Source organism: Azospira sp. APE16, assembly GCF_047901315.1.
Taxonomy (GTDB): domain Bacteria; phylum Pseudomonadota; class Gammaproteobacteria; order Burkholderiales; family Rhodocyclaceae; genus Azospira; species Azospira oryzae.
This window is the reverse complement of the sequence record NZ_CP179682.1, coordinates 1085371-1107864: the sequence shown is the minus strand read 5'-3', so window position 1 is coordinate 1107864 and position 22494 is coordinate 1085371. Positions and strand designations below refer to the sequence as shown.

Here is a 22494-nt window from a genome sequence, read left to right as displayed (position 1 = left end):
CCGGGCAGCGCGAGGGCAGCCGCCAGCGCCACCGGCCTTCCATGGTGACCGCAGCAACGACAAGGGCGCCACCGGGGCGCCCTTGTGCCATGGCGGAACAGCCGGTCTCCGTCCTACAGGGCCGGATTGGGATAGCGCTGGTGCACGGCGTCGATGTCGGCCTGGATGGCGCGCCACTGCTCGGCCCCGGGCCGCCGTTCCCAGGCCTCCAGGTTTTCCTCCAGCTGGGCCGGGGAGGTGGCGCCGATGATGGTGCTGGTGACGCCGGGCCGGTTGTAGCAGAAGGCCAGGGCCAGCCCGGTCATGGAAAGGCCGTGGCGGGCGGCCAGCTCCCGGTAGGCGGCCAGGGCCGGCGGCACATTGACCTTCTCGTAACGCTGGCCGAAACCGGGGAAGGCGGTGATGCGCCCGGCCGCCTTGGCATCGGCCAGGTACTTGCCGGAGAGATGGCCGAAGGCCAGGGGCGAATAGGCCAGCAGGGACACCCGCTCCCGGAAGCAGACTTCGGACAGGCCGCCGGTGTCGTAGAGGCGGTTGATCAGGTTGTAGGCGTTCTGGGTGGAGGCGATGGCCGGCAGGCCGTGCTCCCGGGCCAGGCGCAGGAATTCCATGATGCCCCAGGGATGCTCGTTGGAGACGCCCACCTGGCGGATCTTGCCTTCCTGCACCAGCACCGCCAGGGCCTCCAGGGTTTCCCGCAGGGGCGTGGACTCCCGCTCCTGTTCCGGCTCGAACTGCCACTGGCCGAACATGGGCTGGTTGCGGGCCGGCCAGTGCAGCTGGTAGAGATCCACGTAGTCGGTATGCAGGCGCTGGAGGGAATCCTCCAGGGCGCGGCGCAGATTGGCCAGATCGAAAGCCAGGGGGCCGCCGCGGATCCACTCCATCCTGCGGGCGGGGCCGGCGGCCTTGGTGGCGATCACCACCTGGTCCCGGGCCTGGCGCTTGAGCCAGGAGCCGACGATGCGCTCCGTGGCGCCGTAGGTCTCGGCCCGGGCGGGCACCGGATACATCTCGGCGGTGTCGATAAAATTGATGCCGGCGGCGACGGCCCGGTCCAGCTGGGCGTGGCCTTCAGCCTCGCTGTTCTGCTGGCCGAAGGTCATGGTGCCGAGGCAGACGGCGGAAACCTTGAGTTCGCTGCGGCCCAATGCGCGATATTCCATGCTGTGCTCCGTAGAGGGGGTACGCCATTCTAGCGGCTCGCCCCCACTATTCAGAGCGGGTCGGGTTTCCTATACTCGGCGCATATCCAGGCACGGCCCCGCCAACGAAGGGCCGGCGCTGCCTTCCCGCCCACCGACCGAGGACCGCCATTCCATGACCACTCCCCAGAACACCCACCGCTGGCGCTTCTTCCGCGCCGGGGGCTTCGACCAGGTGCGCCTGGACCGGGCCGAGGACCTGCTGCACCTGGACCAGCTGGACCAGAAGCTGTGGGTCGCCCTCTCCTGCCCCATCCAGGGCCTGGAGTTCGACCGCCGCACCCTGGAGCTGATCGACACCGACCGGGACGGCCACATCCGCGCCCCGGAACTGATCGCCGCCCTGCACTGGACCGGCGCCCTGCTCAAGGACAAGGCCCTGCTCGGCGCCGGCGCCGCCACCCTGCCCCTGGACGCCATCGACGACAGCAGCGAGGAAGGCCGCCAGGTGCTGGCCGCCGCCCGGCGCATCCTGCAGAGCCTGGGCAAGGGCGAGGCCGCCAGCATCACCCCGGCCGACACCTCCGACATCGCCGCCATTTTCGCCGCCGCCCGCTTCAACGGCGACGGCATCGTCACCCCGGCCAACTGCCAGGACGAGGCCCTGGCCGCCCTGGTGCAGGACATCATGGAGCGCATCGGCAGCGACACCGACCGCAGCGGCGAGCCCGGCGTATCCCAGGCCCAGGCCGAGCGCTTCCTGGCCGAGGCTAAGGCCTGGTGCGAATGGCAGGCCGCCGCCCGGCAGGATGGCGCCGTGCTGCCCCTGGGCGAGGCCACCGCCGCCGCCCGGGACGCCGTGGCCGCGGTGCGGGCCAAGGTGGAGGACTATTTCACCCGCTGCCGCCTGGCCGCCTTCGACCCCCGGGCCGGCGGCCTCATGAACGGCGCCGAGGACGACCTCAAGGCCCTGGCGACGCGCAACCTGGAAGCGGGGGATGCGGCCATCGCCGCCCTGCCCCTGGCCCGTATCGAAGCCGGCCGCCCCCTGCCCCTGGAAGGCGGCCTCAACCCGGCCTGGAGCGCCGCCGTGGCCACCCTGGCCAGCGCCGCCGTGGCGCCCCTGCTGGGCCAGCGGCAAGCACTGACGGAGGCCGACTGGCAGGCCCTGCTGGTCAGGCTGCAGGCCCATGAGGACTGGCTCGCCGCCCGGGTCGAAACCCCGGTGGCCGAGCTGGGCCTGGAGCGGCTGCAGGCCATCCTGGCCGGCGACCTGCCGGCGCGCCTGCTCGCCCTCATTGCCGAGGACGCCGCCGTGGCCCCCGAATTCGAGGCCATCAGCAGCGCCGACCGGCTGGTGCATTACGTGCGCGACCTGGCCCTGCTGGCCAACAACTTCGTCTCCTTCCGCGACTTCTACACCCGCCGCGGCAAGGCCATGTTCCAGGCCGGCACCCTGTACCTGGACGGCCGCAGCTGCGAACTGGTGATCCCGGTGAACGACGCCGCCAAGCACGCCGCCCTGGCCGGCCTCTCCCGCATCTGCCTGGTCTATTGCGACTGCCAGCGCGGCAGCGAAAAGCTCTCCATCGCCGCCGCCTTCACCGCCGGCGATTCGGACCAGCTGCTGGTGGGCCGCAACGGCGTCTTCTACGACCGCCAGGGCCGGGACTGGAACGCCACCATCAGCAAAATCGTGGACCACCCCATCAGCATCCGCCAGGCCTTCTGGTCGCCCTACCGCAAGGTGGCGCGCATGATCGGCGAGCAGTTCCAGAAATTCGCCGCCGCCAAGGCCGCCGCCGTGGAGCAGCAGTCCGCCACCCTGGTGGCCGACGGCGCCAAGAAGGTGGAAGCCGCGCCCGCTGCCCCGGCACCGGCCAAGCCGGCGCCGACGCCCTTCGACGTGGGCAAGTTCGCCGGCATCTTCGCCGCCCTGGGCCTGGCCGTGGGCGCCATCGGCACCGCCATCGCCTCGGTGGTCACCGGCTTCCTCGGCCTCTCCTGGTGGCAGATGCCCATCGCCGTGGCCGGCCTCATGCTCATGGTTTCCGGCCCCTCCATGCTGCTGGCCTGGTTCAAGCTCAGGAGCCGCACCCTGGGGCCTCTGCTGGACGCCAACGGCTGGGCGGTGAATGCCCGGGCCCGCATCAACATTCCCTTCGGCACCGCCCTGACCCAGCTGGCCAAGCTGCCGGAGGGCGCCGAGCGGGCCCTCACCGACCCCTACGCCGACAAGCGCCGGGTGTGGCCCTGGGCCCTGACCTTCCTGGTGCTGCTGGCCGTCTTCGCCTGGGTGGTGCTGCGGGGCCACGTCTGATGGGCGCGGGCCGCCCGTGACGGCAGGCACCTCCCTCCTCGGCCTGCTGACCGCCCTGTTGGGCGGCATCGGCCTCTTCCTGCTGGGCATGACCATGCTCACCGACGGCCTCAAGCTGGCCGCCGGGCGGGCCCTGGAGCGCATCCTGGCGGCGTGGACGCGGACCCGCCTGCACGGCCTCATCACCGGCATCTGCGTCACCGCCCTGGTGCAGTCCTCCACCGCCATGACCGTGGCCGCCATCGGCTTCGTCAATGCGGGCCTGCTCAGCTTCGCCGCCGCCCTGTGGGTGGTCTTCGGCTCCAACCTGGGCTCCTCGGTGACCGGCTGGCTGGTGGCCTGGATCGGCTTCAAGATTTCCATCGACGCCTTCGCCCTGCCCTTCATCGGCATCGGCATGGCCCTCAAGCTCACCGGCGAAGGCACCCGGCGCAGCGGCCTGGGCATGAGCCTGGCCGGCTTCGGCCTGCTCTTCCTCGGCATCGAGCTGCTCAAGGACGGCTTCGCCGGCCTGGGGCCGGACGCCCTGCCGCGCCTGGGCAGCGACCCGGGCGCCCTGGCCCTGGCCATCCTCATCGGCATCGCCCTCACCGTCATCCTGCAGGCCTCCGCCGCCACCCTGACTCTGGCCCTGACGGCGGTGGCCGGCGGCATGCTGCCCCTCACCGCCGCCGCCCTGGTCATCGGCGCCAACGTGGGCACCACCCTCACCGGCATCGTCGCCGCCATCGGCGCCACCGCCAACGCCAAGCGTCTGGCCGCCGCCCACGTCTTCTTCAACGTCGCCACCGCGGTGGTGGCCGCCGCCCTGCTGGTGCCCCTGCTGTGGCTGTCAAAGGCCATCGACCTGGGGCTGGGCGACGGCGACGACCCGGTGACCCAGCTGGTGATTTTCCACACCCTCTTCAACGCCCTCGGCGTGGTGCTGATGGGCCTGCTCTCCCGCTGGCTGGTGCCCTTCCTGCTGTCCCGCTTCGCCTCCACCGAAGACAACGCCGCCCATCCCCGCTACCTGGACCGCAACGTCGCCACCGTGCCCCAGCTGGCGCTGCAGGCCCTGCGCCGGGAACTGGCCCGGGTCGCCCACCTGGCCCTGGAACTGGGGGACCTGGCCTGCCGCCACCTGCAGCAGCAGGCGCCGGCCGACGCGGTGCAATTCACCCGCCGCCTGGAAGTGATCGAAAAGCTCCAGGCCGAGATCGGCCGCTTCGTCGGCGAAGTCAGCCGCCGCCAGGTGCACCGGGACCAGGCCGAACAGCTGCCCGAGCTGCTGCGCATCGCCAACTACTACGACACCCTGGCCCGGGTCATGTACCACGTGGCTCTCAGCGGCCAGGCCGGCCCCCGGGTCCTCACCAGCCCCAACCGGGACGAACAGACCGACCTGCTGGCCGCCGTCGCCCCCGTGCTGGTCTCGGCCCAGGCCTTCTTCGGCGCCGCCGACCCGGACTGCGGCGAGGCCCCGGAGAACATTGCCCTGCGCGCCGAAGAGGCCCGGGACAGCTTCGAGGACACCTACCAGCGCAGCAAGGCCGCCCTGCTCCAGGCCGGGGCCGGCGGCACCGACGTCAATGCCATGTACGACTGGCTGGCCTGCCTCAGCGACCTGCGCCGCGCCGTGGCCCAGGGCTTCAAGGCCAGCCAGCGCTTCGCCTCCCTGCCCGAGCTGAAGGAACCGGCCCTGGACAGCGAGTCGGAAGACTGAACAATCCAAGGAGAAACCCCATGCTGTTCCACGACCTGTTCCGCCACGAACCCAACCAGCGCCGCATCGCCGCCGGCGACTTCCTCTTCCGCGCCGGCGACCCGGGCGACGCCCTCTACGTCCTCCTCGAAGGCCACGCCCGGGTGCTGGTGGGAGAGCGGGCGGTGGACGAAGTGGAAGCCGGCGCCATCCTCGGCGAAATGTCCCTGGTGGAACGGCTGCCCCACTCCGCCAGCGTCCTCGCCGTGAGCGACTGCACCTTCGCCGCCATCGACGAAAAGCGCTTCCACATCCTCATCGCCCAGACCCCCCACTTCGCCACCGAAGTCATGCGCATCATGGCCCACCGGCTGCGGGCGACGAATCAGTTGCTGAGTCAAAACTAAACACTAGTTTGGTACTGCTGCTTATTTCTGATGAAGCAGGAAAGGGCGAAAGGTTAAAAATGAAGAAAAGACATGCAATCACCCTACCGGAATACGAACGGGCATTTCGAATCATTCACTCGGTATCGCGTAGCCTTGATGACAGGCCGGGCGCATCCTGCCTTTTCTACAACACAGTTGGCGCATTGTTATTGGAAGAGTCTTTGGGTATTCGAGCCCTTCCAGTTGTTGGGGCCGCATTTTTCCGTTTAGATGACTACCTTGGAACAGGCCTATCCTTTGCAAAAATAAATGATGACGGGACATGTGAAGGGACAGAAGAACACTTCCATTGTTGGATCGAAACTGAAAATCACATCATCGACTTCACTGCCCCGGTTTACAGAGAGTATTTGGAAAAAGCGGGAGTGAAAGTCGATATTCCTAGAAAGATGTTCCAGAAGCAGAAACTAGAGATGAGCCCCTCGCAACAAGAACTTAGGCGTTCAGGTGATTATTTCGTAGTACCGAATAGACACCTTTCCGCTGTTTCCCTGAAGAAGGCCCAGCAATCTCCAGCGGTAGGTGACTTAGCTAGAGTCTGCTTGGAATGGTTTAAGCGTCCCCCTAAAAGCATTCCTAATTCATTAGTCATAATGAATGACTTGGGTGAGAAAACAAATATTCAGCTAACAAAACTAGCTATTGTTGGGGCTTGGTAACTCTTATTGGCCTCAAAGAAAAAGGGCACGTCACCGTGCCCTTTTTCTTTGCCTCACCGGAAACGTCCAATCCACACCATTCTCCAGGCACACCACCCGACGAATGGCGTCCCGCCTGGCTCCCAGGACAGGCGGATTACGGAATCACTTACCGGCGTCTTCCGGCTGGCCGGCGGCCCGCTTCCATGCGGCTTCTTCGGCCAGTTCCCTGGCCCGCAGTTCCTGCCATTGGGCTTCGCTCAGCCCATGGCTGCCGTCGCAGTATTCGCGGCGGCCGCAGCCGCAGCGGCCGATGTCGGCCGGATTTTCCTGTACCCGCATGGGGATGCTCCTGATGTTGCGGTTGATCGAAACGCCGGCTGTGGCGCCGGCCCGCTGCAAAGACCGCCGGGGCGGCGGAAAATTCCCCGGCCATGAAAAAAGCGCGGCGATTGCCGCGCTTTTTCTTTGGCGCCGGGAGTTGCCGCGGGCCCGCCGATGGCGCTCCGGGCCGCGCCCGGCTCAGATGCCGCGCAGCTTTTCGCCGGCGGCGGCCAGGGTGGATTCCTGCTTGGCGAAGCAGAAGCGCACCACCTTGTCGTCCCGGCCGTCCGGGTAGAAGACGGAGACGGGGATCACCGCCACCCCCACTTCCCGGGTCAGCCACTGGGCGAACTCGGTGTCGGGCAGATCGGAGATGGCGTCGTAGCGGGCCAGCTGGAAGTAGGTGCCGCGGCTGGGCAGCAGTTCGAACTTGGTGCCGGCCAGCTGCTGGCGGAAGAAGTCCCGCTTCTGCCGGTAGAACTCGGCCAGCTGCAGGTGCCGGGAGTGGTCGGCCATGAAGGCGGCCAGGCCCACCTGGGAGGGGGCATGCACGGTGAACACGTTGAACTGGTGCACCTTGCGGAACTCGGCCATGAGGGCGGCGGCGCCGTAGCAGTAGCCGATCTTCCAGCCGGTGATGTGGTAGGTCTTGCCGAAGCTGGAGACGATCAGGCTGCGGGCGGCCAGCTCCGGGTGGCGGGCCAGGGACTGGTGCTCGCCTTCGAAGCAGATGTGTTCGTACACCTCGTCCCCCAGCACCACGATATTGGTGTTGCGGGTCAGTTCCGCCAGGGCCTCCAGGTCGGCGGCGTCGAGCAGGCTGCCGGTGGGGTTGTGGGGGGTGTTGACGATGATCATGCGGGTGCGGGGCGTGATCAGGGCGCGCACCTCGTTCCAGTCGGGCTTGTAGTCCGGGTAGCGGAGGTTGGCGTAGACGGCCTTGGCGCCCACGGTCTCGATGGCGGGCACGTAGGAGTCGTACACCGGGGCGAAGACGATGACCTCGTCCCCCGGGCCGGCGAAGGCGGCGATGGCGGTGAACAGGGCCTGGGTGGCGCCGGCGGTAACGGTAATCTCGCTCTCGGCATCGTAGGCGGTGCCGTAGAGGGCCTGGACCTTGGCGGCGATGGCCTGGCGCAGTTCCGGCAGGCCGGTCATGGGGGCGTACTGGTTGCGCCCGTCGAGCATGGCCTGATGCACGGCGTCGAACAGGCTGCGGTCGGCCTGGAAGTCGGGGAAGCCCTGGGACAGGTTGATGGCGCCGCATTCGGCGGCCAGCTTGCTCATCACGGTGAAAATGGTGGTGCCGACCCAAGGCAGCTTGGAGTCGATGGCGACGGGAGATTGGGGCATGGAAATCGGGACTTGAGGCTTGGGGAAGCGGAAGTTTAGGCCCTTTCGCCGGAATAGGCACCTGGGGCCATCCCCGGTTGCGGAGGGAAGGCGACGGCGGGCCTGCCGGAGGTTTGGGCGGTACCCGGCCCGTCTTCCCGGTTCGCGGCGGGCGCCCTTATTGGGGCCGGGCAGCCCCGGTACGCCTCAGTCCGCCACGGCCCGGGCCGGCGCGGGGGCCGCCGCATCCTCCTTGGCCAGCAGCAGGCAGCGCTTGCCGCTGCGGGCGCAGTAGTCCTGCACCCGCCAGTAGTCGTCGTGGCTGAGGCAGCCGGTCTGGCACAGCACCAGGTCGGCCGCCGCCAGGGCCTCGGTCAGTTGGGCCTCGTCGGGCAAGGCCGCCACCAGGTCGGCGGAGAGGATGGCCACGGTGCCCGGCCCGGCGGCCGCTTCCCTGGCCCGCAGGCTTTCCCGCTCGGCCCGCCACAGGGCGGCGTTGCGCTCCCGCTCCAGGGCGACGATACGCTCGGCCTGGATGTCCAGCAGGCGCACCAACTCCTGCCGCCCGGCCAGGCCCGGCACCTGGCGGCGCAGTTCCGCCAGTTCCTCCCGCAGCAGTTCCAGGGCCGTGTCACGCACCATGAGCTGGCCGCGCAGGGCCAGCAGCTGGTCGTCCCGCGCTGCCAGCACGGCCGCCAGGGCCCGGCGCTCGGCGTCGTGCTCCGCCTGCAGTTCAGCCTGGAGTTCGCTGTGCACTTCGGCACGCAGCTCCTCGAACTGCCGCCCCACCCGCTGCTGCACCTGGCCCAGGTAGCGCAGCAGGATGCTGCGCTCGCAGGGTTGGGCAGAACGGCCGGGGCCGGCCGGAAAAATGGCGGCGTCGGCGTCGGCAGTAGCGCCGGGCAGGGGCGGAAGGTCGGCAGGCAGATGGGCCATGGTCGGCTCCCAGGAAAGGTGGATGAAGGTGGCGCGGGGCGGCTTTCGCCAGCCCGTTTTGCGCCCCCGCCGGCAGCCCTGGGCTGCCCGCCAAACGGCGGCGGCGGGGGCGCCCGGCGAGGCGCCATGGCGTCATCCTAGTACAGTCGCCGCCCCATGTAAACGCGAATGACTCGCAACAACAGAGTTTTACACGGCATAAAAAAGGGCGCCCCTGGGGACGCCCGGATGGCTGCGGCCAGGGCTCAGCGGTCGCCGTCACCGCCCGGCCGATCATTGCGCCGACCGCCGCCCCAGGAGTTGCCTTGGCGCTGCTCACCGCCATCGCCACCCCGGGGCGGGGCCGCCCGGCTTTCGCCGGAGCTGCCGCCGTCGGCGCTGCGGCCGCCGCCGTCCCGGCCCATGCTGCGCTCCCCGCCCGGCTGGCCGGACTGGCCCCGGGGCTGGAGCGGAGCGCTGCGGATCTCTTCGCGACGGAAGCCGCTGTCCCGGTCCAGGGGCGTCAGACGGCGCTGCTCGACGCTGCTGTCGGTAGCGGGCCGGTTGCGCTCCTGGGGGGCGACGCCGTTGCCCGGGGTGCCGCGGCGGCTGTCGTCACCCCGGTCGTTGCGGTCACCCCAGCCGCCATCCTGGTTGCCGCGGCGCCCATCGCGGTCGCGCCCCTGGACGCCGTCGGGGATGCCGTCCCGGTCCCGGTCCTGCCGGCCGTCCCAGCCGCCGGCGCCATCCCGGTCGCGCCGGGGCGAGACGTCGGTGCCGCCGTAGCCGTAACCGGGGCGGGCAGGCTGGGGCACGGCCTGGGGCCGGGGCTGGGCGGGGGATTCCCAGCGATGCTCCCGGGGGGAATCGCGCATGGGTTCATCATGCCGTTCCCACTGGCCGCCCCGGGGCTGCCAGCGGTCGCCGTCCCGCTCCCACTGGCGCGGCACCCAGCGATAGCCGGGGCGGGGCGCCTCCCAGCGGCCCGGGACCCAGACGTAGCGCACGCCGATCCAGTTCCAGTAGCCGCCGATCCAGACATAGCCCACCACCGGCGGCGCTCCCATCACTTCCACCCGCAGCGGCGGCGGCGCCATGCGCACCGGTTCGCCGTAGTAGGGACGGCTGACGGGCTCGACGGCACAGCCGGCCAGGCCGGCCACGGCGGCGAAGAGAAGGGAAAGCCAGAGTTTGCGTTTCATGGTGCCTGCCTCATGGGGCGTTGGAAAAAAAGCGCTGTTGCCGGCTTTAACGCGGCAGCGGCAGGCACCGCCGACCCGTTGCCCCGGGCCTTACGAATTGTTGCAACTGCCTTTACCCAATCTTGCCGCGGGCCTCTGGCCGGGCCGTGGCGTCGCCGTGCTTGGGCCGCCCGCCGCCTTGGCCTAGAATCGCCCCATGAGCCCAACCACCCTCCCCTCCCGCACCCTCTGGCCCGTGCCCGGCACCTGCGCCGTGGACATCATCGACCAGACGGCCCTGCCCCATCATTTCCGCACCCTGCGCCTGTTCACCCTGGAAGAGGCGGCCCACGCCATCCGCGCCATGCAGGTGCGGGGCGCGCCCCTGATCGGCGCCACCGCCGCCTACGGCGTCGCCCTGGCCCTGCAGCGGGATGCCTCCGACGCGGCCCTGAGCCAGGCTGTGGCCACCCTGGGCGCCACCCGGCCGACGGCGATCAACCTGCACTGGGCCCTCAACCGCATGCAGGCCCTGCTGCGCCTGCTGCCCCAGGAAGACCGGGCCGAAGCGGCATGGACCGAAGCCGCCGCCATCGCCGACGAGGACGCGGAACAGAACCGCCGCATCGGCCAGCACGGCCTGGAACTGCTGCGGCCCCTGGCGGAAAAGCGGGGACGGCTGCAGATCATGACCCACTGCAACGCCGGCTGGCTGGCCACTGTGGAACACGGCACCGCTCTCGCCCCGGTCTATGCCGCCCACGCCGCCGGCCTGCCGGTGCATGTCTGGGTCTCCGAGACCCGGCCCCGCAACCAGGGCCTGCTGACGGCCTGGGAACTGGCCCAGAAGGGCGTGCCCCACACCCTCATCGCCGACAACGCCGCCGGCCTGCTGCTGACCCGGGGCGAGGTGGATGCGGTGATCGTCGGCGCCGACCGCATCGCCGCCAACGGCGACGTGGCCAACAAGGTGGGCACCTATCTCAAGGCCCTGGCGGCCCGGGAGGCGGGCGTGCCCTTCTATGTCGCGGCGCCCCGTTCCACCCTGGATTTCGCCTGCCCCGGCGGCGCCGCCATTCCCATCGAGGAGCGGGAAGGCGACGAGCTGCGCCTGGTGCACGGCCTGGATGGCGCCGGCAGCCCCGGCTCCATCCGCCAGATCGCCGCCGCCGAGGCCGTCGCCAACCCGGCCTTCGACGTCACCCCGGCGGGCCTGGTGGCCGCCCTCATCACCGAGCGCGGCGCCTGCCCGGCCAGCGCCGACGGCATCTTCGGCCTCTACCCGGAGGAACAGGACCATGCCCGCTGACCCGCGCCAGAGCCTCATCACCGCCGCCCACCGCATGGCGGCGGAGGGCCTCAACCGGGGCACCGCCGGCAACCTGAGCCTGCGGGCCAAGCTGGACGGGGTGGACGGCTTCTACGTCACCCCCACCGGCATGAACTACGACAGCCTGCAGGCGGAGGACATCCCCTTCGTCAAGCTGGCGGACGGCAGCCACGTGGGGCGCCGCCTGCCCTCCTCCGAATGGCGCTTCCACCGGGACATCTACGCCGCCCGGCCGGAGACGGGCGCGGTGCTGCACGCCCATTCCCCCTTCGCCACGTCCCTGGCCTGCCTGCGCCGGGACATTCCCCCCTTCCACTACATGATCGCCCGCTTCGGCGGCGACACGGTGCGCTGCTCGGATTACGCCACCTTCGGCACCCAGGCCCTCTCCGACACCGCCCTGACCGCCCTGGAAGGACGCAAGGGCTGCCTCCTGGCCAACCACGGCATGATCGTCTGCGGCAAGGATCTGGGCGAGGCCCTGGCCCTGGGGGTGGAACTGGAAAGCCTCAGCGAGCAGTTCTGGCGCGCCAGCCAGCTGGGCTCGCCGGTGCTGCTCGACACGGAACAGATGGCCGAGGCCCTGGCCAGATTCGCCACCTACGGCAAGCAGGCCTGAAGGGTCGGAACTCAACAACGGGATCGCCTGGAAGGCAGCAGGGACGCCAATCTCGGGACCCCCTGCCTGAAGAGGCTTGCTAGGAACGGCCCCTGGCAGGGCGTCGTTCTGAACGCCGCAACCGTGCCAGCAGCAGCCAGCCCGCCAGCACCACCCCCACCAGCAGCAGACTCGCCGCCCACAGGCGCAGGGACAGGGCCAGACTCCCGGGCTGGAACATGCCCACCAGCCAGGCCACGGGGAACGGCACCGGCACGCTCATGTCGGCCACGCCGATGACCGCCGGCGCCAGGCCGCAGACCATGCGGAAGGACCACAGGGCCGGCCGGCGCCAGCTGCCCCGGGGCGCCGGCACCAGGAAGGACAGGGCCAGGGCCAGCAACAGCAGTCCCCCCAGGCTGCGCGCCGCCCAGGCCGGCAGGGCCGAATCCAGGGCCAGGAAAGCCTCGCAGCCCGTCACCCCCGGCAACAGGCAGACCCCGCTTACCGCCAGGGTGAGCAGATAGAGGGCCAGGGCCGGCCAGACGAAGAGATAGAAAACCCCGAGAAAGAGCGCGATGCGCAGGGCCGGGCTCGGTCCCTTGGCCGGTGCCGCCTCGGCAGTTTCCCGGGCACGGCGGGAAGCGGCGGTGGAGGGCTTGAAGGGCAGGCTCATGGGGCGGGCTCAGGTGGAAGCTGGGCGGAAAAAAGGGAAACGGGAAAATTCGCGGGCCGGGCATCAGCCAGGATTGACCGAATGCGGACCGAGTGCGGGCCGGGTAAGGGCCGGGCACGCCGCCGGCAAAGCTCGCCGGCGGCAGAACCGCGAACCACCCGGCAGCGGCGCCAGGCGCCACTATAGGCCCTCCGCGCGCCCCTGACGAGAGCGTGAACGCTGCAGCGACAGCCGGGCAGCGGAGCGCCGCGGCTGGGAGGAAGCTACGGAACAGGCGCCCGTCGCCGGCCATCGCGGCAACGGCAGCGGCCGGCCTGCGGCGCCGTGCCCGCCGCAAACGCCGAAGGCGCCCGCGGCGCCGCCCTCATCCCGCCACCGCGACAGAAGCCAGGACGGGATTCAGTCCGGAGCGCCCATGCCCCGCACCACCAGCAGGTCGCACTGGATTTCCTCGATGACGTGGAGGCTGACGCTGCCCAGGAGGGCGGCGGTGAGTTCGGAATTGTCCTGGGTCGCCAGGGCGATCAGGTCGAAGCTGAAGTCCTGCACCACCCGCTCGATTTCCGCCGGGGCGTAGCCGTGGCGCAGGCGGGTGCCCGGGGCCGGGCCGTCCTGCCAGCCCAGCTCGGCGACGAAGCGGCCCATGGCTTCCCGGGCGTCGCTCTCGGCCTTGTGGCGGTAGAAATCCAGGGTGCTGTCCCGGGCGCCGGCGAAGTACATCTGGCGCTCGAAGGGGGCTTCATAGACGTGCAGGAATTCCCGGTCCGCCTCGGGGGCGAAGGCCCGGGCGATGGCGGCGGCGGTGCGGGCATTGGCGGAGAAGTCGGTGGGCAGCAGCACCCGCCGGTAGGGGCCGGCGGCGGCCTGCTTCACCACCAGCACCGGGCAGGGGGCCAGGCGCAGGGCCTTGTGCACCGTGGAGCCGAGCAGTACTTCCTTGAGGAAGCGTTCGCCGTGGGCGCCGAGGACGATCAGGTCGGCCCCCAGTTCGCCGGCGGCCTTGGCGATTTCCGCCCCCGGCCGGCCGACCCGCAGTTCCACCTGATGGGGCGGCAGCTCGGGCAGGCGGGAGAGGCGCTCCTCCAGCTCCTGACGGGCGCCGCGGCGGGCCTCGGCCTCGGCCGCCTCCGGCGCCTGCATGGCGAAGCGCCGGGCCAGGTCCAGGGGCCCCTGGGGAATGACGTGCAGCACCGTCAGGCGGGCACCCCGCTGCCGCGCCAGCTGGGCGGCCCGGGCCAGGGCCCGGTCGGCGGCGGCGGAAAAGTCGGTGGCGATGAGCAGGTGGCGCAGGGCGTTGACGGGAGCGTTCATGGGCGGGTTTCCGGAGCGAAGGGAGGCAGCCCCCAGGGGACATGCCGACGGCAAAATTCTAGCGGCGGGCGGGCCTTTGCACAGTCCGGCAGGCCCCCAGCCGGGGCGGCCCCGAACCGGCGCCGGCAAGAAAGTGGGGCAAGGCTCGATCAGTCCTTGGCATCGGCCCGGGAATGGCTACAATGAATGTTCCCCGGCCCCGCTGCCGGGGAAGCGACCAAAATAGCGGCATTCGGGATACCCCCGGTGGAGAGGCCCGTCCCTTGGGCTTCCCCAGGCACCCATGAAAGTGTGACGTACGTCACGTTCCGCAATATATTTGGCATGGTTGGTGTGCTAGCTTTCCGTCATAGCGACTGTCAAACAAGCAAAGGGAGGGGAATCCCATGCACCAGAACCACCGGCCCGTCATCGACGACGAGCTGTTCGGGGCCGCACTGGCCCAGACGGAGAGGGAAACGGCGGAGCGTCACGTGCGCGTGCAGATGTGGGAGCCGGGCGCCATCGGCCTCGACAGCCAGGGCCACAACGGCGGCCTCTACTGCGTCCAGCACGGCCGCCTGGAACTGATGGTGCGGGACGCCAACGGCGGCGAACGCTCCCTGCGCCTGATGGGCGCCGGCGACATCTTCGGCCTGGAATGCCTGCTGCCCCAGGCCCCGGGCGGCTACCAGGTGCGGGCCCTGACCCGCTCGGCGGTGATCGCCGTCAATCCGGAACTGGTGGACCGCTGGATCCTCTCCTGCCCCGATTTCCGCCGCGCCCTGGCCAACCGCCTGGCCTCGGGCATCTGCCACCTGGAACAGGAACGGGAGCACACCCTCTCGCGCCCGGTGTCCGAGCGGCTGTTGTGCTATCTCATCTGCGGCGAGAGCTGCCAGTCCGAAAGCGCCGAGCGTCATCCCGGCCACGGCCCCCTGCCCATGCAGGTGCTGGCCCGGCGTCTGGGCTGCAGCGCCGGCCACCTGTCCCGGGCGGCGCGGCGGCTGTTGCAGAGCGGAGTGGTGCAGCGCACCCATGGCGGCCTGCAGATCGGCGATCTGAGCCGCTTCGAGGGCGCCCTGTGCGAGGGTTGCCGCAAGTCCTAGGGACGGCGGCGGGGACGACGGCTACTTGCCGTCGAGAATGAAGTGCATGGCGGCCGACAGGGCCTCGCTGGTTCCCACCAGAATCAACACATCCTCGGGCTGCACCACGGTCTCCGGCAGGGGCGCCTCGTCCCGCACCCGGTGCCGGCGCAGGGCTTCCAGCTCGACGCCGAAGCGGCCCAGGTCCAGCTCGGCCAGGCTGCGGCCGACGGCGTAGGCCTGCTGCTCGATGACGCAGGCCAGCTTCTCCTGGGAGATGCGCTGCAGGCGGTCGCTCTCGCCCCGGTAGAAGGCCCGCAGGGCGGTGTAGCGGTGGGCCCGCACTTCCCGCACCTGTTCCAGGGCCCGCTCCACCGGCACGCCGAGCTGGGTCAGGGTCTGGGCCGCCAGCATCAGGCTGCCTTCCAGCACTTCGGGAATGACTTCGGTGGCCCCCAGACTCTTCAGATGTTCCAGGTGCAGGTCGTCCTGGGCGCGGACGATGATGGGCATGTCCGGCCGCAACTCCCGCACCAGATGCAGCACCTTCTCCGTCGCCGGCAGGTCGGCGTAGGTTACCACCAGGGCCCGGGCCCGGTCCAGGCCCGCCGCCTTGAGAATCTCGCGGCGGTCGGCGTTGCCGTACACCACGTTCTCCCCCGCCTCCACCGCCTGGCGGATGCGGGCCTCGTCCACATCCAGGGCGATGAAGGGAATGCTCTCCAGGTCGAGGAAGCGGGCCACGCTCTGGCCGGTACGGCCGAAGCCGCAGAGGATCACGTGCTGCTCGATGCCCATGGCGTGCACCGCCACCTCGTGGATCATGCGGGTGCGGTCGCTCCATTCCTGCCGCGACAGGTGCTTGCTCCAGCGGCCGGCCTGGCCGATCAAGAGGGGGGCGATGAACATGGAGAGCAGCATGGCCGCCATGGTCACCTGGAACACGTCGGTGGGCAGCAGCTTGTTGTCCCGGGCCAGTTCCAGCAGCACGAAGCCGAACTCGCCGGCCTGAGCCAGTTGGATGGCGGTGCGGGCCCCCACTTCCGGCGAATTGCGCATCAGGAGGGTGATGAGGAAGACGATGCCGCCCTTGGCCAGCACCAGCAGGGCCAGGGCCAGCAGCACCGCCGGCAGGTTCTGCAGGACGAACTGCAGGTCCAGCAGCATGCCGATGGTGACGAAGAAGAGGCCCAGCAGCACATCGCGGAAGGGCCGGATATCGGCCTCCACCTGGTGCCGGTAGAGGGTCTCGGAAATGAGCATGCCTCCGATGAAGGCGCCCAGGGCCAGGGAGAGGCCGGCCCAGGCGGTCAGGGCGGAGAGGCCGATCACGATCCACAGTACGCTGAGCATGAACAGCTCGGGGGACTTCTGCCGGGCCACGGCATCGAACCAGCGGCGCATCAGGCGCTGCCCCACCAGGATCATGGCCACCAGGGCCAGGGCGGCCTGGCCCAGGGCCATGGAAATGGCGCCGGCCATGCCCTTGGCGTCGGCGGCCAGGGCGGGAATGATGATCAGCAGGGGCACCACCGCCAGATCCTGGAACAGCAGCACGGCCATGGTCTGGCGCCCGGGCTGGGAATGCAGCTCCAGGCGCTCGGAGAGCAGCTTGCTGACGATGGCGGTGGAGGACATGGCGCAGGCGGCGCCGACGGCCAGGCCGATGCGCCAGTCCTGGCCGTAGTAGAGGATGGTGACCAGGGTGGTGCCCACCAGGGTCACCCCCACCTGGGCGCCCCCCAGGCCGAATACCAGGCGGTGCATGGCCTTGAGCCGGGCCAGGCTGAACTCCAGGCCGATGGAGAACATCAGGAAGACCACGCCGAACTCGGCGAAGTGGCTGGCCTCCTCACTCTCCGCCAGGAGGCCGAAGCCGTAGGGGCCGACGATGAGGCCGATGGCCAGGTAGGCCAGCAGGGAGGGCAGACGCAGCTGCTTGGCGACGACGACGAACAACACCGCCAGGGAGAGCAGGAGGACGACGCTGAACAGTGAGTCGGTCACGGCGGACTCCGGCTCCGAATAATGGGTTGGGGCGGATTATAGAAGCTGGAAGGCCAGGACGGACACCAACGTAGGCGGCAACGCGCACAGCAGCAGGCCGATGGGGCTGATGGCCTGCTCGTGGAAGGTGCCTTTGAGGATGGAGAAGCCCGCCGGGTTGGGGGCGTTGGCGATCACCGTGAGACCGCCGCCGGTGACGGCCCCCGCCACCAGGGCGTACTGGAAGGCCGGGGTGACGCCCTCCACCAGGGAGCCCAGGTAGGTCAGGGCCGCATTGTCGGTGAGGGCCGTGAGGGCGGTGGCGCCGAAGAACAGCACGGTGGGCGCCATGCCCGCCAGCACGTCCTGCAGCCACCACTTCTGCAGGCCGCCCAGGGTCACCAGGCCGGCCAGGAAGAAGGCCACCAGCAGGCCTTCCCGCAGGATGAGGCGGTCCTGGTGGTGCTTGTAGGCCTCGCAGAAGCCGAGGAAGAAGAGGAACAGGCCGAGGAACACGGCCGGATGGTGGGCGAACACCACCACCCCGACCAGGAAGGCCAGGTGCACCAGCACCATGCCGGCCGGCACGGCGGGGGCGGCCTCGCCTTCCACGGCGCCGCACAGGCTGACCAGCTCCCGGCGATAGACGAAGGTCACCACCAGGGCGTTGATGCCGACGGCGATGGCAGCCTTCCAGCCGAAGGTGCTGGCCATGAAGGCCAGGTCCCAGCCCCACTTGCCGGCCACCATCAGCACCGGCGGCGCGGCGAAGGGGGTCAGGGTGCCGCCGATGGAAATGTTCACGAACAGCACCGCCAGGGTGGCGTACTTGAGGCGGCTGGAAACGGGCCGGGCGAAATAGCGGTCCCGCAGCAGCAGGGCCCCCAGGGTCATGGCGGCGGGCTCGGTGATGAAGGAGCCGAGCAGGGGCACCAGGAAGAGGATGACGAAGAAGGTGGCGACGCTGTCCGGCAGGGGCAGCAGGCGCGCCGCAGCGCGGACGCTATGGCCGGCCAGGGCCAGGATGGGCCGGCTGGCGGCGATGACCATGATGACGAAGACGAACAGGGCCTCCGTGTAGTTGCACGATTCCAGGTAGGCCACTGCCTCGCCGGTGCCCTGCAGGCCGACCATGACCAGTACCAGCACCATGGCCCAGAAACCGAACACCACCTCCACCTCGCCCAGCAGATGCCACAGCCCGGCATGGGCCGGCTGGGTGTGGGCCAGGTGCTCGAAATACTTGGTGGAAAAGGTATGCAGGATGGCCACGGCAAAGAGCAGCGTGGCGGCGATTTCAACGGGCGTGGGGGCGAGGGCCGACATCAGGGCAGGTCCGGGCGCGGGGCAAAAGAAACGCCCGCTGCGGATGACGACGCAGCGGGCGACACGAGTGGGTGTCCAACAGGATTGTTGCTGAATCCAGCCTGGGCATCATAGGCGCGACCGCCCCCGGCGGTAATTCGCCGTTCAGCGTACGGCCGACCAACGACGCGGCCAACCCTTAGGACACGCCGGGCCATCAGGCGGCCTCTTCGTCCGGCGCCGGGGGCGGCACCTCGTTGTCGAACTGGACGACGATGCGCACCAGCTCGGAGAGGTTGCGGGCCTGCAGCTTTTCCATCATGCGGGCCTTGTACACCTCCACCGTGCGCGGGCTGATGCCGAGCACCTCGCCGATTTCCCGGTTGGGCTTGCCGGCGGCGGCCAGACGCATCACCTCCCGCTCGCGCCGGGAGAGGCGCTCCAGGCGGTCGCGCATCTCGGCGCCGGTGGCGGCCTCCTTGCGGCGGGCCGTGTCCAGGGCCAGGGCGGTGGCGACGGCGTTGAACAGCTGGTTGTCGTCGATGGGCTTTTCCAGGAAATCCACGGCCTGGGCCTTGAAGGCGGTGCGGGCGGTGGAGGCGTCGCCGTGGGCGGAAATGACGATCACCGGTAGCTGGATGCCCTTCTCCGCCAGGGTGGCCTGCAGGGAGAGGCCGTCCATGCCGGGCAGGCGCACGTCGGCGATGAGACAGCCGGGGGCGTCGGGATCGACGGCCGCCAGGTAGTCCTCGGCGGAGCCGAAGGCCTGGACCCGGTAACCCTTGAGGTTGAGCAGCAGACCCAGGGAATCCCGGATGGCCGCGTCGTCGTCCACCACATAGACGGTGGGGGCGTTGGGAGGAATGCTCAGATTCATGGGGCTCCTTTCACAGGCAGCGGTTTTACGGAATAAACGGAATGGTGCAGCGGCAGGGCGATGATGAAACGGCTGCCGCCGGCGCTGGGCGATTCGGCCCACAGGCGGCCGCCGTGGGCCTCGACGATGGCCCGGCTGATGGCCAGGCCTAGGCCCATGCCGGTGGGCTTGCTGGTGGCGAAGGGCTCGAACAGGCGTTCGCGGAACTGGGGCAGGATGCCCGGCCCGTTGTCCTGCACCACCAGTTGCAGTTCGTTGCCTTCCCGGTGGGCGGCCAGGCTCACCACCGGCTCGTCGGTGCTGCGGCCGAAGCTTTCCGGCGACACGGCGTCGAGGGCGTTGATGAGCAGGTTGCGCAGCACCACCTGGAGCTGCACCCCGTCGCCCCGGGCCGGCGGCAGATCGGCCGGGATGGCGTATTCGAGGCGGCAGGCCTGGCGCTTGGCCCGCTCCTCCACCTCGCCGATGGTTTCCACCACCAGGGGCAGGATCGGCACCGGATCGCGCCGGGTGTGGCCGGTCTTGAAGAAGTCCCGCAGGCGGCGCACCACGGCGCCGGCGCGGCGGGCCTCGGCCGCCACCTTGTCCAGCACATCGGACAGCTCGCCACCCCGCCCCGCCTCCAGCATCAGCTGGCCGGCCCGGGCGTAGTTGGCCACGGCGGTGAGGGGCTGGTTCAGTTCGTGGGCCAGGGCCGCCGCCATCTCGCCGGCCGCCGCCAGGCGCAGGGCCCGCTTCAGTTCGCTCTCGGCCACCTTGCGGGCGCTGGAGGTGACCCCCAGGGTGAGGCCGGTAATGGCCAGGGAGGCCATGAGGAACTGCATCTCCTGCACCGTGCCACCCTTGTAGCCGAGCCACTGGGCGCTGACGATGAGGCCCACCTGGATCATGGCCAGGGTCAGGCAGGCCCCCTCCAGGCCGTGGCGCAGGGAAATCCAGGTGAGGGGCAGGAACAGCAGGTAGAAATACTTGAATTCGTCGGTCCACGGCACGCCGAACACCACCCACAGGGAGAGCATCACCGCCAGGCACTGCAGGGTGAATTCCCGGGTCTCCAGGAATTTCCAGTCCCCCGGGCGCAGCAGCACCAGGATCAGGGGGGCGCTGACCAGGACACCGATGGCATCCCCCACCCAGAAGCGCACCAGGGCGTAGAGGAAGCCCCGCTGGCTGTCGGGCAGGAAGGCGCTGACCACCAGCAGATAGAGCCCGCCCAGGAGCAGGGCAGTGCCGGCGAGGACGGCGAGAAAACGGGGCAGCGCGCCCCGGTCCCGGATGTCGGCGGCGCCGACCCGGTGCAGCAGGGCCGCCATGAGGCCGTAGCCGCCGGCGGTGATGCCGGTGAGCAGCAGGGTTTCCACGGATAGGGCGGCCATGCCGTGCACCAGCACATTGCCGCACCACACGGTGGCAAAGGCCAGGGGCCAGAAACGCAGGCCGAAGGCCAGCAGCAGGGCCAGGGTCAGTCCGGGGGGCGGATTCCAGGGCGTCACCTCGAAGGCCGGCAGGGGATGGATGAAGCTGACCCAGTCCAGCAGGAGGTAAAGCAGCACGTAGACGCACCCTACGGCCGCAACCCGACTCGGGTTCAGCGCAGGGGGAACGGGCAGGTGGAAAAAGCGGGCAAAAGTCATACCCGGATCATGCCTGAAAACAGGCCAGGACTGGGTCTGCCGGGGTACGTACGGATTTGTCACGACACACCGCCAGCGGAAATGCCGGACGCATCCCCCGTGCGGCGCAGTACGCACCCGTAAAAGCACCATGCCCGAGCAGCGCACGGGACGGCGCTGTCGGGCATGGGTGTCCGGAGAGGGCCGCGGGACCTTGGTCCCGGACCGGCCCTGAATCAGAAGTTAGGGCTTGGCGGCAGCCTCGGCCGGAACGGCGGCAGCGGCTGCCGCTTCGACGGCGGCGGGCGCCTTGTGGTCCGCGTCCGGATGCCAGCCGAGCACGGTGAGCAGGACGAAGAAGCCGACCACGTAGGCCAGGGCCACGTGCCAGCCGTGGCGCAGCCAGTTACCCACGGACTTGGCCTCGGGGAACATGTTGGAGAGGGCCACGCCGGCGGAGGAGCCAAACCACACCATGGAACCGCCAAAGCCCACGGCATAGGCCAGGAAGCCCCAGTCGTAGCCGCCCTGCTTCAGGGCCAGGGCGGTCAGCGGGATGTTGTCGAAGACGGCGGAAACGAAGCCCAGGCCGAGGGCGGTCTGCCAGGAGGCGCCGGGCAGCTCTTCCACCGGCATCATGGAAGCGCAGGTGACCAGGGAGAGCAGGAAGATGGAGCCCTTGAAGGTTTCCGGCAGCACTTCCCAGTCGGGCCGGCGGATGGAGGTGGAAATGAGGATGGCCAGCCACACGGCGACGCCGATGAAGGGGAAGTGGTCCGCCTCTTCGGGGAAGTTGATATTCACCAGCACGTTGGCGCCGATGGCGAAGGCCAGGATCATGCCGACGATGCCGACCCGGGCCCAGTCGATCTTGGTGTGCTGGTGGCCGCCCTTGATGATGGGGGAGTAGGCATGCTGCTGTCTGGAGGCGACGAAGGCGACGATGAGCAGGGCGACGATGGCCGCCACGTAGGCGTCGAGCACGATGTGGGGCGGCACGCCGTCGATCCACATCATGGTGGTGGTGGTATCCCCCACCACGGAGCCGGAGCCGCCGGCATTGGAGGCGGCGACGATGCCGGCCAGGTAGCCCACGTGGACCTTGCCGCGGAACAGCTGGTGGGCCATGGCGCCGCCGATGAGGGCCGCGGCGATGTTGTCGAGGAAGGAGGACAGCACGAAGACCATCACCAGCAGCACGAAACCGCCCTTCCACTCGCCCGGCAGGTACTTGGGCAGAATCACCGGCACGTGGCTCTTCTCGAAGTGGCGCGAAAGCAGGGCGAAGCCCATGAGCAGGCACAGCAGGTTGGAGAGGGTGACGAACTCGTGGCCCAGGTGGGCAGCGAAGCCGGCAAAGCCGACCCCGGTCTTGAAGCCGGTGACGAAGATCTTGTACAGGCTGATCACGGTAACGCCGGTGAGGCCGACGTAGAGGGTGTAGTTGTGGAACAGGGCCACGCCCAGCAGGGTCAGGCCGAACAGGATGAAGTCCAGGGGAATGCCGGCCACCAGCACCGGGCCGTCGGCCCAGGCAGAGAGGGGAAAAGCCAGGCACAGGGCCAGCAGGCCGAGGGAGCGCGCTCCCGGGCGGGACAGGGTCGACAGCATGGAATCCTCCAGATTTTTGTGGGCCGGATTCTAACATTCGCCCCGCGGCCTCCCCCTTAGGGGAAAACACTTATCCCCATGCTGCAACGCCGCATTGTGGCGCACAATAGGACATCGTCTTCCACCGCCCGC

Annotated in this window: 19 protein-coding genes; 7 read left to right on the top strand and 12 right to left on the bottom strand. The window is 69.4% G+C overall.

Annotation, left to right across the window (positions count from 1 at the left end):
* Positions 1 to 113 precede the first annotated feature (113 nt).
* Positions 114 to 1166: an aldo/keto reductase gene (locus ACLSSQ_RS05460; RefSeq protein WP_416244008.1), complete on the bottom strand. Its 1053-nt coding sequence runs from the start codon at positions 1164 to 1166 to the stop codon at positions 114 to 116.
* Between the two features lie 154 nt (positions 1167 to 1320).
* Here ACLSSQ_RS05460 and ACLSSQ_RS05455 point away from each other — a divergent pair, with 154 nt between their 5' ends.
* Genes ACLSSQ_RS05455 through ACLSSQ_RS05440 form a run of 4 tightly spaced genes read left to right on the top strand, consistent with a single transcriptional unit; the run spans position 1321 to position 6257 of the window.
* Complete coding sequence (locus ACLSSQ_RS05455) at positions 1321 to 3465, top strand: hypothetical protein (protein WP_416244007.1); 2145 nt, start codon at positions 1321 to 1323, stop codon at positions 3463 to 3465.
* Positions 3466 to 3481: 16 nt separating this feature from the next.
* Positions 3482 to 5170, top strand: a complete 1689-nt coding sequence (locus ACLSSQ_RS05450; RefSeq protein WP_416244006.1) for a Na/Pi cotransporter family protein — start codon at positions 3482 to 3484, stop codon at positions 5168 to 5170.
* A 20-nt stretch (positions 5171 to 5190) separates the two neighbouring features.
* A complete protein-coding gene (locus ACLSSQ_RS05445; RefSeq protein ID WP_416244005.1) occupies positions 5191 to 5556 on the top strand; it encodes a Crp/Fnr family transcriptional regulator in 366 nt (121 codons plus the stop codon).
* Between the two features lie 8 nt (positions 5557 to 5564).
* Positions 5565 to 6257, top strand: coding sequence for a DUF2026 family protein (locus ACLSSQ_RS05440; RefSeq protein ID WP_416244004.1), 693 nt, complete (start codon positions 5565 to 5567; stop codon positions 6255 to 6257).
* 144 nt (positions 6258 to 6401) lie between these two features.
* Here the strand turns inward: ACLSSQ_RS05440 and ACLSSQ_RS05435 are convergent, their stop codons facing one another.
* From ACLSSQ_RS05435 to ACLSSQ_RS05420, 4 genes are all read right to left on the bottom strand, one after another.
* Entirely contained in the window at positions 6402 to 6578 is a 177-nt protein-coding gene (locus ACLSSQ_RS05435) for a hypothetical protein (RefSeq protein WP_172974716.1), read from the bottom strand.
* A gap of 180 nt (positions 6579 to 6758) precedes the next feature.
* Positions 6759 to 7913 carry a pyridoxal phosphate-dependent aminotransferase gene (locus ACLSSQ_RS05430; protein WP_416244003.1) on the bottom strand — a complete coding sequence of 385 codons (1155 nt, stop codon included), beginning with the start codon at positions 7911 to 7913 and terminating at the stop codon, positions 6759 to 6761.
* 186 nt (positions 7914 to 8099) lie between these two features.
* Positions 8100 to 8828: a hypothetical protein gene (locus ACLSSQ_RS05425; RefSeq protein WP_416244002.1), complete on the bottom strand. Its 729-nt coding sequence runs from the start codon at positions 8826 to 8828 to the stop codon at positions 8100 to 8102.
* Between the two features lie 245 nt (positions 8829 to 9073).
* Positions 9074 to 10009 (bottom strand): hypothetical protein, encoded by a 936-nt coding sequence (locus ACLSSQ_RS05420; RefSeq protein ID WP_416244001.1) that lies wholly within the window; start codon positions 10007 to 10009, stop codon positions 9074 to 9076.
* A 196-nt stretch (positions 10010 to 10205) separates the two neighbouring features.
* Between ACLSSQ_RS05420 and mtnA the strand changes: the two genes are divergently transcribed.
* Both mtnA and ACLSSQ_RS05410 read left to right on the top strand, forming a co-directional pair.
* Entirely contained in the window at positions 10206 to 11297 is a 1092-nt protein-coding gene (gene mtnA / locus ACLSSQ_RS05415) for an S-methyl-5-thioribose-1-phosphate isomerase (protein ID WP_152089613.1), read from the top strand.
* On the top strand, positions 11287 to 11937 hold the full coding sequence (locus tag ACLSSQ_RS05410; RefSeq protein ID WP_416244000.1) for a class II aldolase/adducin family protein: 651 nt from the start codon (positions 11287 to 11289) through the stop codon (positions 11935 to 11937). The genes mtnA and ACLSSQ_RS05410 overlap by 11 nt, the downstream gene beginning before the upstream one ends.
* Positions 11938 to 12016: 79 nt before the next feature.
* Here ACLSSQ_RS05410 and ACLSSQ_RS05405 read toward each other — a convergent pair whose 3' ends face one another.
* Together ACLSSQ_RS05405 and ACLSSQ_RS05400 are read right to left on the bottom strand one after the other, a co-directional pair.
* Positions 12017 to 12592 carry a hypothetical protein gene (locus tag ACLSSQ_RS05405; protein ID WP_416243999.1) on the bottom strand — a complete coding sequence of 192 codons (576 nt, stop codon included), beginning with the start codon at positions 12590 to 12592 and terminating at the stop codon, positions 12017 to 12019.
* A gap of 399 nt (positions 12593 to 12991) precedes the next feature.
* Positions 12992 to 13903, bottom strand: coding sequence for a universal stress protein (locus ACLSSQ_RS05400; RefSeq protein ID WP_014238392.1), 912 nt, complete (start codon positions 13901 to 13903; stop codon positions 12992 to 12994).
* A 386-nt stretch (positions 13904 to 14289) separates the two neighbouring features.
* Between ACLSSQ_RS05400 and ACLSSQ_RS05395 the strand changes: the two genes are divergently transcribed.
* Positions 14290 to 14991: a Crp/Fnr family transcriptional regulator gene (locus tag ACLSSQ_RS05395; RefSeq protein ID WP_416243998.1), complete on the top strand. Its 702-nt coding sequence runs from the start codon at positions 14290 to 14292 to the stop codon at positions 14989 to 14991.
* A gap of 21 nt (positions 14992 to 15012) precedes the next feature.
* Here ACLSSQ_RS05395 and ACLSSQ_RS05390 read toward each other — a convergent pair whose 3' ends face one another.
* From ACLSSQ_RS05390 to ACLSSQ_RS05370, 5 genes are all read right to left on the bottom strand, one after another.
* The gene (locus ACLSSQ_RS05390) at positions 15013 to 16977 is read right to left on the bottom strand and encodes a monovalent cation:proton antiporter-2 (CPA2) family protein (RefSeq protein ID WP_014238394.1); all 1965 of its coding nucleotides are present in this window, start codon (positions 16975 to 16977) and stop codon (positions 15013 to 15015) included.
* A gap of 36 nt (positions 16978 to 17013) precedes the next feature.
* Entirely contained in the window at positions 17014 to 18282 is a 1269-nt protein-coding gene (locus ACLSSQ_RS05385; RefSeq protein ID WP_014238395.1) for a putative Na+/H+ antiporter, read from the bottom strand.
* A 196-nt stretch (positions 18283 to 18478) separates the two neighbouring features.
* A complete protein-coding gene (locus ACLSSQ_RS05380; protein WP_014238396.1) occupies positions 18479 to 19138 on the bottom strand; it encodes a response regulator transcription factor in 660 nt (219 codons plus the stop codon).
* A complete protein-coding gene (locus tag ACLSSQ_RS05375; RefSeq protein ID WP_416243997.1) occupies positions 19135 to 20691 on the bottom strand; it encodes an ATP-binding protein in 1557 nt (518 codons plus the stop codon). Before ACLSSQ_RS05375 ends, ACLSSQ_RS05380 begins: the two co-directional genes overlap by 4 nt.
* A 303-nt stretch (positions 20692 to 20994) precedes the next feature.
* Complete coding sequence (locus ACLSSQ_RS05370; RefSeq protein ID WP_130458970.1) at positions 20995 to 22362, bottom strand: citrate transporter; 1368 nt, start codon at positions 22360 to 22362, stop codon at positions 20995 to 20997.
* Between the last annotated feature and the right edge of the window lie 132 nt (positions 22363 to 22494).

Coding starts and splice junctions, on each gene's coding strand:
- ACLSSQ_RS05460 (WP_416244008.1), bottom strand. CDS start 1,166: ATGGAATATCGCGCATTGGGCCGCAGCGAACTCAAGGTTTCCGCCGTC.
- ACLSSQ_RS05455 (WP_416244007.1), top strand. CDS start 1,321: ATGACCACTCCCCAGAACACCCACCGCTGGCGCTTCTTCCGCGCCGGG.
- ACLSSQ_RS05445 (WP_416244005.1), top strand. CDS start 5,191: ATGCTGTTCCACGACCTGTTCCGCCACGAACCCAACCAGCGCCGCATC.
- ACLSSQ_RS05435 (WP_172974716.1), bottom strand. CDS start 6,578: ATGCGGGTACAGGAAAATCCGGCCGACATCGGCCGCTGCGGCTGCGGC.
- ACLSSQ_RS05430 (WP_416244003.1), bottom strand. CDS start 7,913: ATGCCCCAATCTCCCGTCGCCATCGACTCCAAGCTGCCTTGGGTCGGC.
- ACLSSQ_RS05425 (WP_416244002.1), bottom strand. CDS start 8,828: ATGGCCCATCTGCCTGCCGACCTTCCGCCCCTGCCCGGCGCTACTGCC.
- ACLSSQ_RS05420 (WP_416244001.1), bottom strand. CDS start 10,009: ATGAAACGCAAACTCTGGCTTTCCCTTCTCTTCGCCGCCGTGGCCGGC.
- mtnA (WP_152089613.1), top strand. CDS start 10,206: ATGAGCCCAACCACCCTCCCCTCCCGCACCCTCTGGCCCGTGCCCGGC.
- ACLSSQ_RS05410 (WP_416244000.1), top strand. CDS start 11,287: ATGCCCGCTGACCCGCGCCAGAGCCTCATCACCGCCGCCCACCGCATG.
- ACLSSQ_RS05405 (WP_416243999.1), bottom strand. CDS start 12,592: ATGAGCCTGCCCTTCAAGCCCTCCACCGCCGCTTCCCGCCGTGCCCGG.
- ACLSSQ_RS05400 (WP_014238392.1), bottom strand. CDS start 13,903: ATGAACGCTCCCGTCAACGCCCTGCGCCACCTGCTCATCGCCACCGAC.
- ACLSSQ_RS05395 (WP_416243998.1), top strand. CDS start 14,290: ATGCACCAGAACCACCGGCCCGTCATCGACGACGAGCTGTTCGGGGCC.
- ACLSSQ_RS05385 (WP_014238395.1), bottom strand. CDS start 18,282: ATGTCGGCCCTCGCCCCCACGCCCGTTGAAATCGCCGCCACGCTGCTC.
- ACLSSQ_RS05380 (WP_014238396.1), bottom strand. CDS start 19,138: ATGAATCTGAGCATTCCTCCCAACGCCCCCACCGTCTATGTGGTGGAC.
- ACLSSQ_RS05370 (WP_130458970.1), bottom strand. CDS start 22,362: ATGCTGTCGACCCTGTCCCGCCCGGGAGCGCGCTCCCTCGGCCTGCTG.